We start from the raw sequence: 16,517 nt of genomic DNA, 5'->3' as shown, positions 1-16,517 counted from the left end.
GGAGACACTCCGGCGGGGCACCACCCCACACCACCCAGCCCCGCCGGCGATTGAGGCGCGGGGCCTGGGGCAGAGCCCCAGCACCACCCACCGGCGGGCAGCCGAAACACCGACGGCAGCCGAACCGCACAGCCCGGGGCGCAGCCCCAGCAGCCACCCGGCCGCAGCCGCACCACCGGCGGCAGCCGAACCGCAGGGGCCGGGCCCCCTACGGGAGGACCGCCGTGCCGTCCAGTTCCACCAGGGCCTGGTCGTCCCAGAGGCGGGCCACGCCGATGACCGCCATCGCCGGGTAGTCGCGGCCCGCCAGCCTCCGCCAGATCCGGCCCAGTTCGGCCGCGTGCACCCGGTAGGCGGCCACGTCGACCGCGTACACCGTCACCCGTGCCAGGTCCGCCGGGGCGCCGCCCGCCGCGGCCAGGGCCGACAGGAGGTTGGCCAGGGCCGTCTCGAACTGTTCCGGCAGGGTCTCCCCCACCACCTTGCCGGCGCCGTCCAGCGCGGTCTGGCCCGCCAGGAACACCAGCCGGGACCCCGTGGCCACCACCGCGTGCGAGAAGCCCGTCGCCGGGGACAACTCCGCCGGGTTGATCCGCTCAAGGCTCACTGCCCGGCCACCTTCCCCACCACCGGCCCGCCCAACGCCCCGTACAGCTCCTTGGCGATGATCGTGCGCTGCACCTCGCTCGCCCCCTCGTAGATCCGCGGCGCCCGCACCTCCCGGTAGAGGTGTTCCAGCAGGTGTCCCCGCCGCAGGGCGACCGCCCCGTGCAGTTGGACGGCGTGGTCCACCACGTACTGGGCCGTCTCCGTGGCCAGCAGCTTCGCCATCGCCGCCCGCCTGGGCACGTCGGCCGTGCCCCGGTCGTACGCCCCCGCCGCCGCGTACACCAGCAGCCGGGCCGCCTCCGTGCGGGTGGCCATCTCGGCCACCCGGTGCGCCACCGCCTGGAGGTCGCTCAGCGTTCCGCCGAACGCGGTCCGCCCGGCCGTGTGGGCGAGCGTCGCGTCCAGCGCGGCCCGGGCCATGCCCACCGCGAACGCGCCGACGCTGGGCCGGAAGAGGTTCAGGGTGTCCATGGCGACGCGGAAGCCCTGCCCGGGCTCGCCGAGCAGGTCCTCGGGGCCGACCGGGACCCCGTCGAAGCGGAGGGATCCGATGGGGTGCGGGGACAGCATGTCCAGCGGCTCGCCGCTGAGGCCCTCGCGGTCCGCGGGGACCAGGAAGGCCGACACCCCTTTCGCGCCCGGCCCTTCACCCGTCCGGGCGAACACGGTGTAGAAATCCGCCTCGGGGGCGTTGGAGATCCAGCACTTCTCGCCGCTGAGCCGCCACCCGCCCCCGCCCTTGGACCCGCCCCCGCCCGCCGGATCGCGCTCCGCGGCCAGCGCCAGCGCCGCCGCGTCCGAGCCCGCCCCCGGCTCGCTCAGCGCGAACGCGGCCACGGCACGCCCTGCCCGCACCCCCGGCAGCCACCGCTCCCGCTGCGCCTCGCTCCCCGCCCGCAGGACCGGGTACGCGCCCAGCCCCTGCAGGGCCAGCGCGGTCTCGGCCTCCGTGCAACCGTAGGCGAGGGACTCCCGCAGCAGGCACAGTTCCAGCGCGCCCGAGGCGAACACCCGCTCCAGCAGGCCGAGCTCGCCCAGCGCCGCCAGCAGCGGCCGGTTGACCCGGCCCGGCTCCCCCTTCTCCGCGAGCGGCCTCAGCCGCTGCGCCGACAGTGCGCGCAACCGCCCGCACCACTCCTCCTGGTCCACCCCGAGCGCGAATCCGGTCATCCGAACATCCCCGCATCTATCGCGTCCTGTTGACTGCCGTCACCATCACGATACGCTCCAGGGAGTACCTCCCGGCGGTCGCCGGGAGAAACGACCGCACGGCCGGCTCCACCCCACTCCGGACCGCTGCAAGGGGGGCGAACCCGCCTTGGACCTCAAGCCTTCCGCTCACGTCGACACCTTCGCCCGCGACCATCTGCCACCCGCGGACGCCTGGCCGGAGCTGCTCTTCGATCTGCCCGAACTGGCCTATCCGGACCGGCTGAACTGCGGTGCCGAGCTGCTCGACGCCACCATCGCCCGGTTCGGACCCGAGGGCGCCCACCGCCCGGCCTTCCGCGACGGCGCCGGCGAGGTGTGGACGTACGGCGGGCTCCGCGACCGTGTGGACCGCCTCGCCCACGTCCTCACCGCCGACCTCGGCGTCGTACCCGGAAACCGGGTGCTCCTGCGCGGGCCCACCAACCCCTGGCTGGCCGCCTGCTGGCTCGCGGTCATGAAGGCGGGCGCGGTGGCCGTCACCGTACTGCCCCAGCAGCGCGCGCAGGAGCTGGCGACGGTGTGCGCGATGGCGCAGGTCCGGCACGCCCTGTGCCACGCGGACGTACTGGACGACCTGGTGAAGGCCGAGGTGCCCGGGCTGCGGATCACCGCCTACGGCGGCGGCGCCCCGGACGACCTGCTGAGACGGGCCGAGCGCCACGACGCGCCCTTCCCCGCCGCGGCGACCTCCGCCGACGACGTCGCCCTGATCGCCTTCACCTCCGGGACCACCGGGCGGCCCAAGGGCTGCATGCACTTCCACCGCGACCTGCTCGCCGTCGCCGACACCTTCTCCCGGCACGTGCTGCGGCCCCGCCCCGACGACGTGTTCGCGGGCAGTCCGCCGCTCGGCTTCACCTTCGGCCTCGGCGGGCTCGTCGTCTTCCCGCTGCGCGCCGGCGCGTCCGCGCTGCTGCTGGAGGACGCGGTGCCGCGCCGGCTGCTGCCCGCGCTCGCCGAGCACCGGGTGACGGTGCTGTTCACCGCGCCCACCGCCTACCGGACGATGCTGGACGCCCTCGGCCCGTACGACGTGGGCATGTACGACCTGTCGGCGCTGCGCCGCTGCGTCTCGGCCGGGGAGAACCTGCCCGCCGCCACCTGGCGGGCCTGGTGCGAACGCACCGGCCTGCGCATCGTCAACGGCATCGGGGCGACCGAGCTGCTGCACATCTTCATCTCCGCCGCCGACGGGGACATCCGGCCCGGCACGACCGGCCGGGTGGTACCCGGCTGGGAGGCCCGCGTCGTGGACCGGGCCGGGCGGCCGGTCCCGGACGGCGAGCCGGGGCTGCTGGCCGTACGCGGCCCGGTGGGCTGCCGCTATCTGGCCGATCCCCGGCAGGCGGAGTACGTACAGAACGGCTGGAACCTGACCGGCGACACCTACGTACGCGACGCCGAGGGCTACTTCCGCTACGTCGCCCGGGCCGACGACATGATCGTCTCTGCGGGCTACAACATCGCGGGCCCGGAGGTGGAGGAGGCCCTGCTGCGCCACCCGGACGTGGTGGAGGCCGCGGTCGTGGGCCGCCCGGACGAGCGACGCGGGCAGGTCGTCGTGGCGTACACCGTCGTCCGTGACGGGGTGGTGCTGACGGAGGACGCCCTGCGCACCTTCATGCGGGCGGAACTGGCCCCGCACAAGTGTCCGCGCTCCTTCGTCTTCCTGCCCGCGCTCCCCCGGACCGCCACGGGCAAGCTCCAGCGCTTCCGGCTGCGCGATCAAGGAGCACGTCCCGATCGGCGCGACGCCCTAGAGTGAAGCCGTGGTCGAGCAGCACACTCCGCGATCCCTGATCGTCACGTTCTACGGAGCCTACGGGCGGGCCTTCGAAGGCCCGGTCCCGGTGTCCGCGCTGGTCCGCCTGCTGGGCGCGGCCGGCGTGGACGCCCCGTCGGTCCGCTCGTCGGTGTCCCGGCTGAAGCGGCGCGGCTTCCTGCTGCCCGCGCGCGCGGCGGACGGCGCGGCGGCGTACGAGCTGTCCGGCGAGGCGCGCCGGCTGCTGGACGACGGCGACCGCCGGATCTACGGCGGCCCGCAGTCGTCGGACGAGTGGCTGGTGGCGGTGTTCTCCGTACCCGAGCAGGAGCGGAGCAAGCGGCACCTGCTGCGTTCCCGGCTGGCCGGGCTCGGCTTCGGGGCGGTCGCGCCGGGTGTGTGGATCGCGCCGTCCCGGCTGGCGGAGGAGACCGTGCACACGTTGGAGCGGCTGCGCCTGACGCCGTATGTGGAGCTGTTCCGAGGCGGCCACCTGGGCTTCGCCCCGGCCGCCGAGGCGGTGGCCCGGTGGTGGGACCTGGCGGCGCTGGCCAAACAGCACGAGCAGTTCCTCGACCTGCACGAACCGGCCCTGCGCGCCCTCCAGTCGGGGCCCCGGCCGACGCCGGAGGAGGCCTACCGCGGCTACCTCCTCGCACTGGACAGCTGGCGCCGCCTGCCGTACGCCGACCCGGGTCTGCCACGCGAGCTGCTCCCGGCGGGCTGGCCGGGCGACCGGGCGGCGGCCGTCTTCGCCGAACTCCACACCCGCCTGCGGGACATCGGGGCCCGGTTCGTGGAACTGCAGGCGCCTGCGTGAATCAGGCGGCCTGACCGGGGTCAGCCTCGGCCCGTCGGGGGTTTGCGGCTGCCCGCGCGGTACGGCTTCGGCCAGGGGGCGGCCGGGCCTTCGTAGGACTGGTCGGCGGCCGCGTGCAGGGTCCAGTGCGGGTCGTAGAGGTGGGGGCGGCCGAGGGCGCACAGGTCGGCGCGGCCCGCCAGGAGCAGGGAGTTGACGTCGTCCCAGGAGGAGATGGCCCCGACGGCGATGACGGGGACGCCGAGCGCGTTGCGGATCCGGTCGGCGTACGGGGTCTGGTACGAGCGCCCGTACTCGGGGGCCTCGTCCGCGACGACCTGGCCGGTGGAGACGTCGATGGCGTCGGCGCCGCGGGCGGCGAACGCGGCGGCGATCTCCACGGCCTCCTCGGGTGAGGTGCCGCCCGGCGCCCAGTCGGTGGCCGACAGCCGCACGGTCATGGGCCGGTCCTCGGGCCAGACGGAGCGGACGGCGTCGAAGACCTCCAGCGGGAAGCGCAGGCGGTTCTCCAGGGAGCCGCCGTAGGCGTCGTCGCGGTGGTTGGTCAGCGGCGAGAGGAAGCCGGAGAGCAGGTAGCCGTGGGCGCAGTGCAGTTCGAGCAGGTCGAAGCCGCAGTCCGCGGCGCGGACGGCGGCCGCCGCGAAGTCGGAGCGCAGTGCGGCCAGGTCCGCCTGTTCCAGCGCACGCGGGAGCGCCGAGACGCCCGGCCGGTAGGGCAGGGCGGAGGCGGCCACCAGCGGCCAGTTGCCGTCCGGGAGGGGGTCGTCCATGCCCTCCCACATCACCTTGGTGGAGCCCTTGCGGCCGGCGTGGCCGAGTTGGACGCCGAGTGCGGCGCCGGGCGCCGAGGTGTGGACGAAGTCGGTGATCCGCTGCCAGGCGGCGGCCTGTTCCGGGGTGTAGAGGCCGGCGCAGCCGGGGGTGATGCGGCCGTCCTCGCTGACACAGACCATCTCGGTCATCACCAGGCCGGCTCCGCCGAGGGCCCGTGCGCCGAGGTGGACGAGGTGGAAGTCGCCGGGGACGCCGTCCTGGGCGGAGTACATGTCCATCGGGGAGACGACGACCCGGTTGCGCAGGGTCAGGCCGCGCAGGGTGAGCGGGGTGAACATGGGCGGGGTGGCCTCGTCGGGACAGCCGAAGTCCCGTTCGACGGCGCGGGTGAAGCGCTCGTCGCGCAGCCGCAGGTTGTCGTGCGTGACGCGGCGGCTGCGGGTGAGGAGGTTGAAGGCGAACTGCCGGGCGGGCTGGTCGACGTAGCCGGCGAGCTCCTCGAACCAGCGGCTGCTGGCGGCCGCGGCCCGCTGGGTACTGGCGACCGCCGGGCGGCGGGCCGTCTCGTAGGCGGCGAGGGCGGCCGGTACGTCCCCTTCGGCCGCGTCGACGGCTTCGGCGAGGGCGAGCGCGTCCTCCACGGCGAGTTTGGTGCCGGAGCCGATGGAGAAGTGGGCGGTGTGCGCGGCGTCGCCGACGAGCGCCACGTTGCCGTGGGACCAGTGTTCGTTGACGACGGTGCGGAACTGCGTCCAGGCGGAGCGGTTGCCGTGCAGCGGGCGTCCGCGCAGGGCCTCGCTGAAGGTCTTGGCGCAGCGGGCCGCCGACTCCTCCTCGTCGCAGAGGTCGAGTCCCGCCGCCCGCCAGACCTCCTCGCGCATCTCGACGATGACGGTGGAGGCGTCCGCGGCGTACGGGTAGGCGTGCAGCTGCATGACCCCGTGCTCGGTCTCCGCGATCTCGAAGCGGAAGGCTTCGAAGGCGAAGTCGGCGGCGAGCCAGATGTAGCGGCAGCGGCCTGCGGTCAGCGTCGGCCGGTAGTGGGCGGCGTCGGCCTCGCGGATCGCGCTGTGCACGCCGTCCGCCGCGACCACCAGGTCGTGGGAGGCGCGCAGCTCGGCGACGTCCGGGGCTTCGGCGCGGAAGCGGAGCCGGACGCCGAGTCCGGCGCAGCGCTCGTGCAGGATCTCCAGCAGCCGGCGCCGCCCGATGGCGGCGAAGCCGTGGCCGCCGGAGGTCAGCAGCCGTCCGCGGTGCACCACGTCGACGTCGTCCCAGCGCACGAACTCCCTGCTCAGGGCGGCGTGGACGACGCTGTCGGCGCGTTCGACGCCGCCGAGGGTCTCGTCGGAGAGCACGACGCCGAAGCCGAAGGTGTCGTCCGGGGCGTTGCGTTCCCACACCTCCACGGTGTGGCCCCGGCGGGCCAGCAGCGCGGCGGCGTACAGTCCTCCCGGTCCGCCGCCGACGACGGCGACCCGCAGTGCGCTGCCGTGCGGCATGGCGTTACCTGCCCTTCCACTCCGGCGGCCGCTTCCCGGTGAAGGCCGCGTGGAACTCCGCGTAGTCCTGGCCGTTCATGAGCAGGGCCTGCGTGGCGGCGTCGAGCTCGACCGACGCGGCCAGCGGCATGTCGAGTTCGGCGGTGAGCAGCGCCTTGGTCTGCGCGTGGGCGAGGGAGGGGCCGGCGGCCAGGCGGGCGGCGAGTTCGGCGGCCCGTACGTGGGCCTTGCCCTCGTCGGTGAGTTCGCTGAGCAGGCCGATCCGCTCGGCTTCGGCGGCGTGGACGGGCTCGCCGAGCATCAGCAGGCGGGTGGCGTGGCCGAGGCCGACGACGCGGGGCAGCAGGTAGGCGGCGCCCATGTCGCCGCCGGAGAGGCCGACGCGGGTGAAGAGGAATGCGAAGCGGGCGGTGGGGTCGGCGATCCGGAAGTCGGCGGCGAGCGCGAGAACGGCGCCGGCGCCGGCGGCCACGCCGTGCACGGCGGCGATCACCGGGAAGGGGCATTCGCGGATCGCGCGGACCACCTGGCCGGTCATCCGGTTGAAGTCGAGGAGCTGGGCGGTGTCCATGGCGAGGGTGGCGCCGATGATCTCGTCGACGTCTCCGCCGGAGCAGAAGCCGCGGCCCTCGCCGCCCAGTACGAGGGCGCGCACGGAGCGCTCGCGGGACAGTTCGGCGAGCAGATCGCGCAGGTCGGCGTAGGCGCCGAAGGTGAGTGCGTTGATCTTCTCGGGGCGGTCGAAGGTGACGGTGGCGACGCCGTCCTGCCGGGTGAGGCGGAGGTGGTGCCACCGTTCGGTCGCTGGTGTGGAACCGGTGAAGGGGCTCACACGAGCGACGCTATCACCAGATCGTGACTACCGTCAGAGAAACGCTACAAATGGGGGACGCCCTGCCGGCCGCGGTCGCCCACCGGACACCGGCCGGATGCCCCCGCCTGCGCGGGACCCCGGCCCCTTGCGCCGACGCCGGGGCGCCCCCCTCGTATGGCTATGCGTCACCCGGGCCGGGACGGCCGAGGGTGGCGACGAGAACGGCCTTGATGGTGTGCAGCCGGTTCTCGGCCTCGTCGAAGACGACCGAGTGCTCCGACTCGAACACCTCGTCCGTCACCTCCAACGAGTCGAGCCCGTGCCGCTCGTGGATCTCCCGGGCCACCTTGGTGCCCAGGTCGTGGAAGGCCGGCAGGCAGTGCATGAACTTCACGTCCGGGTTGTCCGTGGCCCGCAGCACGTCCATGGTGACGGCGTACGGCGCCAGGGCCGCGATCCGCTCGTCCCAGACCTCCTTGGGCTCCCCCATGGACACCCAGACGTCGGTCACCACGAAGTCCGCCTGGGCGACGCCCGCACCGACGTCCTCGGTCAGGGTGATCCGGGCACCGCTGTCCGCCGCGAGCCTGCGCGCCTCGGCCACCACGTGCTCGGCGGGCCAGTAGCTCCGGGGCGCGACGATCCGTACGTCCATGCCCAGCAGCGCGCCGGTCACGAGGTAGGAGTTGCCCATGTTGAAGCGGGCGTCGCCGAGGTACGCGAAGGAGATCCGGTGCAGCGGCTTCGTGCTGTGCTCGGTCATCGTGAGGACGTCGGCCAGCATCTGGGTGGGGTGCCAGTCGTCGGTCAGGCCGTTGAAGACGGGGACGCCGGAGTGTGCGGCGAGCTCCTCGACGGCCTCCTGGCTGTCACCCCGGTACTCGATCCCGTCGAACATCCGGCCCAGCACCCGGGCGGTGTCCCGGACCGACTCCTTGTGCCCCATCTGGGAGCCGGCCGGGTCGAGGTAGACGGTGTGGGCGCCCTGGTCCGCGGCGGCGACCTCGAAGGCGCAGCGGGTGCGCGTCGAGGTCTTCTCGAAGATCAGCGCAATGTTCCTGCCCCGGAGCAGGCGCTGCTCGACCCCGGCCCTCTTGGCCGCCTTCAGGTCGGCGGCCAGTTCGACCAGGCCGCGGAACTCGGCGGCCGAGAAGTCGAGCTCCTTGAGAAAACTGCGGCCTTTGAGGTCGGGGGCCATGGGGTCGCTCCAGCGTCACGGTGACAGGGGATGCTGGAAGTCTATACGACGTCCTGTATTGATATACAGACCAGTGGGCCTACCGCGGGTGTGACCTTCCCCCCGCCGGCCCCCGTATCAGCCTGCTCAGACGGGGTCCCGCTCCACCGGACAGCTCATGCAGCGCGGCCCGCCCCGGCCCCGCCCCAGCTCGCTGCCCGGAATCTCGATCACCTCGATGCCCTGCTTGCGCAGGTGCGTGTTGGTGGTCACGTTCCGCTCGTAGGCGACCACCACGCCCGGCTCGACGGCGAGCACATTGCACCCGTCGTCCCACTGCTCGCGCTGTGCCGAGTGCACGTCCTGGGTCGCGGTCAGCACCCGGATCGAGTCGAGCGAGAGCGCCGCGGCGATGGCCCGGTGCATGTGCTCCGCCGGGTGGTCGGTCACCTTCAGCTCGTTGCCCCCGTCGCCCGGCTCGATCGTGTAGGAGGGGAGCATGCCGAGGCCCGCGTACTGAGTGAACGTATCTCCGTCGACCATCGTCATCACGGTGTCCAGGTGCATGAAGGCCCGGCGCTTCGGCATGTCGAGGGCCACGATGGAGGTCGCGGAACCGGCGGCGAACAGGCCCCGCGCCAGCATCTCCACCGCCTGCGGCGTGGTCCGCTCGCTCATCCCGATCAGCACCGCGCCGTTGCCGATGACGAGGACGTCCCCGCCCTCGATCGTCGAGGGGTAGTCCGCCTGCCCCTGCGACCAGTAGTGGAAGGCGCCGGAGGCGGTGAAGAGCGGGTGGTGCCGGTAGATCGCCTCGAAGTGGACGGTCTCGCGCTGCCGGGCGGGCCAGCGCATCGCGTTGATGGACACCCCGTCGTAGATCCAGGCGGAGGTGTCGCGGGTGAAGAGGTGGTTGGGCAGCGGCCCCAGCAGGAAGTCGTCCATGTCCAGGGCGTGGAAGCGCACGGACACCGGCTCGGCGTGCCGTTCCAGGAACTCCCGCTTGGTCATCCCACCGACCAGCGCCTGCGCCAGGTCCGCCGAGGCCAGCCCGTCGAAGGCCGACCGCAGGGGGTCGGTGGCGAGCGGCCCGTACTCCTTCTCGTCGAACACCCGGTCCAGTACGAGGCGTCTGGCCTCGGGGACGTCCAGGACCTCGCGCAGCAGGTCCCCGAAGAGGTGGACCTCCACGCCCCGGTCGCGCAGCACGTCCGCGAAGCCGTCGTGCTCCTGGCGGGCCCTGCGCACCCACAGCACGTCGTCGAAGAGGAGCGCGTCCTTGTTGCCGGGTGTGAGCCGCTTCAGCTCCAGGTCGGGCCGGTGGAGGATGACGCGGCGAAGCCGCCCGGTCTCGGAGTCGACATGGAATCCCATGCCGTACACGTTCGCAGACCGGGCGGCCTTTTGAGGAGGCGTCGGCTCAGCGGGGCAGGGCGACACCGAGGAGCGCCTCCGGCGCCCCCGCGACCTCCGGGGCGAGAAGGCCCAGCTTGGGCGCGGTCAGGTTCGGCAGCCCGAAGTTGGACCCGTCCGGCATCGTGAGCGGGGAACCGACGACCGCACCCGGGGTACGGGTGCGGACGGTGGTGGCGGGCGACTCCAGGGAACCCTCACCGTCCGTCTCCGGGCGGCCCGCCAGGTTCGGCAGCGGTGAGGTGACCAGGGTCTCGCCGAGTTCGGTGGCGATCGGGACCGCCGGCAGCAGCGGCGTGGGGAGCATCTCGCCCGTGTGCATGCGGGGAGCCTCGGGCGCTCCGACGACCGGCAGCGGCACCGCGGTGGCGATCCGCGGCACGGCCAGGCCCGTCGTGGTCTCCACACCCTCCAGCGGGACACCCACCGGCACCCCGTCGGCGACGGCCGGGGTGGCCACACCGGCCGCGGCCATACAGGTCAGGAGCGCCGCAATGCTTCCGCGCGCGGTCATCTTCATAGGTGGTGTTCCGTCCTTCCAGGGTGGCGGTCATTCCGCTGCCCTGGATGAACGATCCCGCGGGCGGTTTCCCCGGCGTTCTCGGCGAAAGTTCCCCCATACGACCTAATTCGGGGCCGTACGGGGGCTCCGCCTTTACGCCTCCCCCTCACCTTCGCGCCGCCCCCGACGCGGTGGGCCGGCGTCGCCGCGGTCACAGCCGCGGGTCGACCGGCTCCGACTCCAGCGCCAGCACCGCGAAGACCGGCTCGTGTACCCGCCACAGCGGCTCCCCGGCCGCCAGCCGGTCCAGCGCCTCCAGCCCGAGCGCGTACTCCCGCAGGGCGAGCGAGCGCTTGTGTCCGAGGAACCGCCCCCGCAGCCGCTCCAACTGGTCCGGACGCGTGTACTCCGGGCCGTAGATGATCCGCAGGTACTCCCGGCCGCGCACCTTGATCCCCGGCTGGACCAGCCGGCCCCTGCCGTCACGGGCGTATGCCTGGAGCGGCTTGACGACCATGCCCTCACCGCCGGCGGCCGTCAGCTCCAGCCACCAGTCGGTGCCGGCCCGTATGGACTCCTCGTCCCCGGTGTCGACCAGGATCCGGCCGGTGCCGCGCAGCAGGCCGGTGCCGCCCGGGGTGGCCGGATCGTCGGCCGCGACCAGCCGGTCCAGCCAGTCCAGTTGCCGGTCGTGGGGTACGGCGGCCAGCGACCGCCCGGCCGCCGCCAGCAGCTGGAACGGCGCGAACCGTACGCCGTCCAGCCCGTCCGTGGTCCAGCAGTAGCGGCGGTAGGCCTCCGTGAAGGCCGCCGCGTCGGCGGCCCGGCCGCGCTGGCGCTCCAGCAGGGCGCCGGTGTCGGCGCCGCGGGCGGCCGCCGCCTCCAGGGCTGCGAGGGCGCCGGGGAACACGGCGCGCGAGGCGGCGCCCACCGCGGCGTACTGGTTGCGCAGCAGGCCGCCCGACTTCAGCGACCAGGGCAGGAGCTCCCCGTCGAACAGCAGCCAGGCGGTGCCCAGCTCCTCCCACAGCCCGGCACGGGTGACGGCCGCGCGCAGCCGTGCCAGGACCTCCTCGGTGACCTCGGGGTCGTGGAAGAAGGGCCGTCCGGTGCGCGTGTAGGCCGAACCGGTCGGACCGTCGACCCCGAACCGCTCGCGGGCGGTGCCGGCGTCCCTGCAGAGCAGGACGGTGGCGCGGGAGCCCATGTGCTTCTCCTCGCACACCACCTGCGTGACGCCGTCCTCGCGGTACTGGGCGAAGGCCTCGGCCGGGTGCTCCAGGAAGCCGTGCTCACGGGATGTCGCGGTCGGCGCCATGGTCGGCGGCAGGTACGGGACCAGCCGCGGGTCGACGGCGAAGCGGCTCATGACCTCCAGGGCCGCGGCCGCGTTCTCCTCACGGACGCCCACGTTGCCCAGGTGCCGGGTCTCGACGACCCGGCGCCCGTACACGTCCGCCAGGTCCAGCGGACGGCCGTCATGCCCGCCCGGCACCTCGGTGACGAGCGGCTTGACCGGCTCGTACCAGACCTTCTCGGCCGGTACGTCGACCAGTTCGCGCTCGGGCCAGCGCAGGGCGGTCATCCGGCCGCCGAAGACGGCGCCGGTGTCGAGGCAGATGGTGTTGTTGATCCAGGCGGTGTCCGGGACGGGCGTGTGGCCGTAGACCACGACGGCTTTGCCGCGGTAGTCCTCGGCCCACGGGTAGCGCACGGGCAGGCCGAACTCGTCGGTCTCGCCGGTGGTCTCCCCGTACAGGGCGTGCGAGCGGACCCGGCCGGAGGTGCGACCGTGGTACTTCTCGGGCAGCCCGGCGTGGCAGACCACCAGCTTCCCGCCGTCGAGGACGTAGTGGCTGACGAGGCCGCGGATGAACTCCCGCACCTCCTCCACGAACTCCTGCGGCTCGTGGGAGAGCTGCTCGACGGTCTCGGCGAGTCCGTGGGTCTGCTGGACCTTGGCTCCCTTGAGGTAACGGCCGAGCTTGTTCTCGTGGTTCCCGGGCACGCACAGGGCGTTGCCGGACTTGACCATGCCCATCACGCGGCGCAGGACGCCCGGGCTGTCGGGTCCGCGGTCGACGAGGTCGCCGACGAAGACGGCCGTGCGGCCCTCGGGGTGGACGCCGTCCTCGTAGCCGAGCTTGGCGAGCAGGGTCTCCAGCTCGGAGGAACAGCCGTGGATGTCACCGACGATGTCGAAGGGGCCGGTGAGGTGGGTGAGGTCGTTGAACCGCTTCTCCAGGACGACCTCGGCGGTCTCGGCCTCCTCGACGGAACGCAGCACGTGCACCTTGCGGAAGCCCTCGCGCTCCAGGCCCCGCAGGGAGCGCCGCAGGTCGCGGCGGTGCCGCTGGATGACCGCGCGGGGCAGGCCGGCCCGGTCGGGGCGGGCCGCGTTGCGCTCGGCGCAGACCTGCTCGGGCATGTCCAGGACGATGGCGATGGGCAGGACGTCGTGCTCGCGGGCGAGCTGGACCAACTGCCGGCGGGCGTCGGCCTGGACGCTGGTGGCGTCGACGACGGTCAGGCGGCCGGCGGCGAGGCGCTTGCCGGCGATGTAGTGCAGGACGTCGAAGGCGTCCCGGCTCGCGCCCTGGTCGTTCTCGTCGTCGCAGACCAGGCCGCGGCAGTAGTCGGAGGAGATGACCTCGGTGGGCTTGAAGTGCTTGCGGGCGAAGGTGGACTTGCCCGAGCCGGTGGCCCCGATCAGGACGACGAGGGACAGGTCGGTGACGGGCAGGGTCCGGGGACGGGGGGCCCTCGTGCTCTCGGTGATCTCGGTGTCGGTCATGCCGCCTCGCCCTCCTTCGGGGTGTCGGTGCCGGTGCTGTGGCTGGTGGTGCCGTTGGTCTCGGTGGTGGTGTCCTGGGTGAAGACGGCCATCTGGGTCGGCGGCCCGACCTCGGGGTCGTCGTCGCCCACGGGGACGAAGGCGACGGCGTAGCCGAAGCGCGCGGCGACCTGGCCGGCCCAGGCGCGGAACTCCTCGCGGGTCCACTCGAAGCGGTGGTCGCCGTGCCGGACGTGCCCGGCCGGGAGGGTCTCCCAGCGGACGTTGTACTCGACGTTCGGGGTGGTGACGAGGACCGTGCGGGGACGGGCGGAGCCGAACACCGCGTACTCCAGGGCGGGCAGCCGCTCCAGGTCCAGGTGCTCGACGACCTCGCTGAGCACGGCCGCGTCGTAGCCGGCCAGCCGCTTGTCGGTGTAGGCGAGCGAGCCCTGGAACAGAGTGACGCGCGAGCGCTGCCGCTCGCCCATCCGCTCCAGCCGCAGCCGCCGGGCGGCGATGGTCAGGGCCCGCACGGAGACGTCCATGCCGACGATCTCCGTGTACGCGGGGTCCCCCAGCAGCGCCTGCACCAACTGCCCCTGTCCGCAGCCGAGGTCCAGCACCCGCTGGGCGCCGGCGGCGCGCAGGGCGGCGAGGATCGCGTCGCGTCGCTGCACGGCGAGCGGTACGGGCCGCTCCTGGGTGTCGCGGGTCTCGTCGACGGCGTTGTCGAGCTCCTCGACCTCGCTGCCGTCGGACTCGGCGAGGCGCACCAGCTCCAGCCGTTCGACGGCTTCCTGGGTCAGCCGCTTGTGGCGGGCCAGGTAGCGGGAGCTGATCAGCGCGTGCTCGGGGTGCGCGGCGAGCCAGCCGTCTCCGGCGCGCAGCAGCTTGTCGACCTCGTCGGGGGCGATCCAGTAGTGCTTGGCGTCGTCGAGGACCGGCAGGAGCACGTAGAGCTGCCGCAGGGCGTCGGCGAGGCGCAGCTCGCCCTCCAGCACGAGGCGTACGTAGCGGGAGTCCCCCCACTCGGGGAACTGCTCGTCGAGCGGTACTGCCTCGGCCTGTACGACGTCCCAGCCGAGCGGGTCGAACAGCCGGTGCACCATCGCGGCGCCGCCGCGCGCGGGGAGCACGGGGATCTCGACGCGCAGCGGGCGTGCCTGGTCCGGGAGTTCGGGGCGCAGGACGCACTGCCCCTTCAGGGCGGTGCGGAACACCCCGCTGAGCGCGACGGCGAGCAGCGAGGACGCGGCGTACGGCCGGTCGTTGACGTACTGCGCGAGCGCGGCGTCGGGTGCTCCGCCGCGGCCCTTGCCCTTCCCGCGGCGGACGAGCGCGACGGGGTCCACCTCCAGCAGCAGGGCCGCCGTGCACCGCTCGGCCGCGGCCTCGGGATAGAACACGTGGGCGATGCCGTGGGACTGGTTCTCCACGCGGACCCGGTCCGGGTGCTTGTGCAGGAGAAAGCCCAGGTCAGTCGCCGGATTCTCGGCGGTCCCGGTGGTGGTGATCGTGAGGAACATGCGGTTCAGCATGACTGCCGGATCCTCCTCGGGCCAATGGGTTTCGAGCGAAAACAAGTATGATCTTCAACCTTCTGGATAGGCTCGCGCGCTCCGCACCGTGTTCGGCCTCCAGGAGCGCTCCATGTACCCGCCCCCGCACGCCTACGCACCCTCAGCCGCGCCCAGGCCGCCGCGCCGCTGGTGGCAGCACCCCGCCCTGATCATCGCGGCCCTCGTCCTCCTTCCGCCCGCCGGAATCGCGCTCGCCTGGACGAGCCAGTGGGAACGGACACGGAAGGTCCTCGCCACTGTCCTGTCCGGCATCTGGTTCCTGATACCGCTGCTGTCCGACCCGCCGAAGGAGGCCGGGGCCGAGGCCAAGCCCCAGGCAGCCGCGGCGCCCTCCGCCTCCCCCACCCCGAGCCCGACTCCGACCCCGCCGGCGGCGCCCACGCCGAGCGCCGCACCGCAGATGCCGTCGGCCGTCGGGTGGCCCTACGTGCAGGCGGAGAAGGCGGTGGAGGAACTGATCGACGGCGAACTCAGTGCGTCGAGCGCCTACGCCGACGTCCCCCTCCCCGCCGACCACGGGACGTGGCTCGTCTGCTTCCAGGACGTCGCGGCCGGCACCGGACTCGTGCCGCAGAGCGCCGCTCCGGTCGTGCACCTGGTGGCGCCGGGCACCGCCTGCCCCGCGACGCCCGGCACCGACCTGCGCCCGAAGCCGCCCGCCCCGGCGCCCGCGCCGCCCACGACCGCCCGCACGACCGCCCCGGCACCCGACGACGACGGGACGGGCGGGAGCGGGAACGTCTCGTACGCGAACTGCGCCGCCGTCCGGGCGGCGGGCACGGCCCCGATCCGCCGCGGGGACCCTGGGTACGGCCGACACCTCGACCGCGACGGTGACGGCGTCGGCTGCGAACGCTAGTCAGCGGGGCCGGGAGGATACGCGGGGCATGGCGACGATGGCCGGGTTGCAGTCCCCGAAGGCCACGCGCCGCCCCCGGCCGCGGACTCGATCAGCACGATCCCGGTCGGGGGCAGCGCCTGCAGTTGCGTCGGCTTCACCGTGAACTCATAGACGCGGGCGGTGGTCTCACCGTCCGAGGTCGACGTCGCGCGCGAGGCGTTGACGCTCTCCTGCCAGCTGCGCGAGAAGGAGGTGCCGGTGGATGTCGAGGAGCCCGGGTGCGGGCCGGAGTTCGAGGTGTGGGTCCGCGAGTCGCCGATCTGCTCCCCGTAGCTGCTGCCGCGTCCCGTCGTCAGGGTCTCGCCGACCTGCCGGGTCAGCTGACTGACCACGAAGGTGTGCTGGTGCCCGATGAACTCCGCGGCGGCCTTCGCCTCCTCGCCGTTGCCCATGCGCATGAACACGATCGCGCTGCCCGATCCGCCCGCCACCTGCAGGGTCGCCTCGCGCAGGTGCTCCAGCAGCAGCACGAGGCGTACCCCCGCGGCGCGCGCCTGACGGGCCAGGGCCTCCAGGGCTTCGCGCCCGAGGCGATCGGCGCCGGCGACGACGAGCGTGCCCGTGCCGGACGGGAAGGCACGGGTGCGCAGGGCATGGAGCACCCGGAAGAACAGGACCCGGTCCGCAAGGTCCTTGCGCCGGGGCCGAGGCCGTCGGTGGAGAGCACAGTGAGCG

General features: G+C 73.5%; 13 protein-coding genes. 3 read left to right on the top strand and 10 right to left on the bottom strand.

What is annotated here, in order from left to right; genetic code table 11:
• Positions 1–208: 208 nt before the first annotated feature.
• Entirely contained in the window at positions 209–607 is a 399-nt protein-coding gene (locus tag ACFWFZ_RS21785) for a RidA family protein (RefSeq protein WP_387124446.1), read from the bottom strand.
• Positions 604–1,779 carry an acyl-CoA dehydrogenase family protein gene (locus ACFWFZ_RS21780; RefSeq protein ID WP_387124445.1) on the bottom strand — a complete coding sequence of 392 codons (1,176 nt, stop codon included), beginning with the start codon at positions 1,777–1,779 and terminating at the stop codon, positions 604–606. Before ACFWFZ_RS21780 ends, ACFWFZ_RS21785 begins: the two co-directional genes overlap by 4 nt.
• A gap of 148 nt (positions 1,780–1,927) precedes the next feature.
• Between ACFWFZ_RS21780 and ACFWFZ_RS21775 the strand changes: the two genes are divergently transcribed.
• Both ACFWFZ_RS21775 and ACFWFZ_RS21770 read left to right on the top strand, forming a co-directional pair.
• Positions 1,928–3,586, top strand: a complete 1,659-nt coding sequence (locus tag ACFWFZ_RS21775; RefSeq protein ID WP_387124444.1) for an AMP-binding protein — start codon at positions 1,928–1,930, stop codon at positions 3,584–3,586.
• A 4-nt stretch (positions 3,587–3,590) separates the two neighbouring features.
• Entirely contained in the window at positions 3,591–4,403 is an 813-nt protein-coding gene (locus ACFWFZ_RS21770) for a PaaX family transcriptional regulator C-terminal domain-containing protein (protein ID WP_387124443.1), read from the top strand.
• 20 nt (positions 4,404–4,423) lie between these two features.
• On the opposite strand, the gene ACFWFZ_RS21765 is transcribed toward ACFWFZ_RS21770, so the two are convergent.
• From ACFWFZ_RS21765 to ACFWFZ_RS21735, 7 genes are all read right to left on the bottom strand, one after another.
• Complete coding sequence (locus ACFWFZ_RS21765; protein ID WP_387124442.1) at positions 4,424–6,679, bottom strand: bifunctional salicylyl-CoA 5-hydroxylase/oxidoreductase; 2,256 nt, start codon at positions 6,677–6,679, stop codon at positions 4,424–4,426.
• A gap of 4 nt (positions 6,680–6,683) precedes the next feature.
• Positions 6,684–7,511: an enoyl-CoA hydratase family protein gene (locus ACFWFZ_RS21760; protein WP_030026980.1), complete on the bottom strand. Its 828-nt coding sequence runs from the start codon at positions 7,509–7,511 to the stop codon at positions 6,684–6,686.
• Positions 7,512–7,671: 160 nt separating this feature from the next.
• Positions 7,672–8,691, bottom strand: coding sequence for an ornithine carbamoyltransferase (argF, locus tag ACFWFZ_RS21755; RefSeq protein ID WP_387124441.1), 1,020 nt, complete (start codon positions 8,689–8,691; stop codon positions 7,672–7,674).
• Positions 8,692–8,817: 126 nt separating this feature from the next.
• Positions 8,818–10,044 carry an arginine deiminase gene (locus tag ACFWFZ_RS21750; RefSeq protein WP_387124440.1) on the bottom strand — a complete coding sequence of 409 codons (1,227 nt, stop codon included), beginning with the start codon at positions 10,042–10,044 and terminating at the stop codon, positions 8,818–8,820.
• A gap of 46 nt (positions 10,045–10,090) precedes the next feature.
• The gene (locus ACFWFZ_RS21745) at positions 10,091–10,603 is read right to left on the bottom strand and encodes a hypothetical protein (RefSeq protein WP_387124439.1); all 513 of its coding nucleotides are present in this window, start codon (positions 10,601–10,603) and stop codon (positions 10,091–10,093) included.
• Positions 10,604–10,796: 193 nt separating this feature from the next.
• Entirely contained in the window at positions 10,797–13,379 is a 2,583-nt protein-coding gene (locus ACFWFZ_RS21740) for a polynucleotide kinase-phosphatase (RefSeq protein WP_387124438.1), read from the bottom strand.
• Positions 13,376–14,887 carry a 3' terminal RNA ribose 2'-O-methyltransferase Hen1 gene (locus tag ACFWFZ_RS21735; RefSeq protein WP_387124453.1) on the bottom strand — a complete coding sequence of 504 codons (1,512 nt, stop codon included), beginning with the start codon at positions 14,885–14,887 and terminating at the stop codon, positions 13,376–13,378. The genes ACFWFZ_RS21740 and ACFWFZ_RS21735 overlap by 4 nt, the downstream gene beginning before the upstream one ends.
• Positions 14,888–15,011: 124 nt before the next feature.
• Here ACFWFZ_RS21735 and ACFWFZ_RS21730 point away from each other — a divergent pair, with 124 nt between their 5' ends.
• On the top strand, positions 15,012–15,800 hold the full coding sequence (locus tag ACFWFZ_RS21730; RefSeq protein WP_387124437.1) for an excalibur calcium-binding domain-containing protein: 789 nt from the start codon (positions 15,012–15,014) through the stop codon (positions 15,798–15,800).
• Here the strand turns inward: ACFWFZ_RS21730 and ACFWFZ_RS21725 are convergent.
• A complete protein-coding gene (locus tag ACFWFZ_RS21725; RefSeq protein WP_387124436.1) occupies positions 15,797–16,444 on the bottom strand; it encodes a hypothetical protein in 648 nt (215 codons plus the stop codon). The genes ACFWFZ_RS21730 and ACFWFZ_RS21725 overlap by 4 nt on opposite strands.
• Positions 16,445–16,517 lie beyond the last annotated feature (73 nt).

It is taken from the genome of Streptomyces sp. NPDC060232 (assembly GCF_042726555.1).
Lineage (GTDB): Bacteria > Actinomycetota > Actinomycetes > Streptomycetales > Streptomycetaceae > Streptomyces.
Note: the sequence above shows the minus strand (reverse complement) of the source record. Positions and strands in the feature narration are given on the sequence as shown.